General features: G+C 53.0%; 1 protein-coding gene. It reads left to right on the plus strand.

Going from position 1 to position 251, the window contains the following annotated elements:
• Positions 1-251, plus strand: a 251-nt coding sequence (locus ACRHNM_RS17500) for an arsenic resistance protein (RefSeq protein WP_431137924.1), incomplete at both ends; no start/stop codon positions are given.

Consider the following 251-nt stretch of genomic DNA (forward strand, 5'->3'; position numbering starts at 1 on the left):
TTACCTGGGCATCCCGTTTGCCCTGGGCATCCTCAGCCGTTGGCTCCTGGTCCGGGCAAAAGGCGTGGAATGGTACGAAAATAAATTTATCCCAACCATCTCCCCCCTGACGCTCATCGCGCTCTTGTTCACCATCGTGGTCATGTTCTCCCTGAAAGGGGAACTGATTGTCGAAATTCCCGGGGATGTGCTTTTGATTGCCGTTCCCCTGCTGATCTATTTTGCCCTGATGTTCCTGATCGGCTTCTTTG

Origin of the sequence: Psychroserpens mesophilus, from assembly GCF_050617655.1 — a bacterium.
GTDB classification, from domain to species: domain Bacteria; phylum Bacteroidota; class Bacteroidia; order Flavobacteriales; family Flavobacteriaceae; genus Psychroserpens; species Psychroserpens mesophilus_A.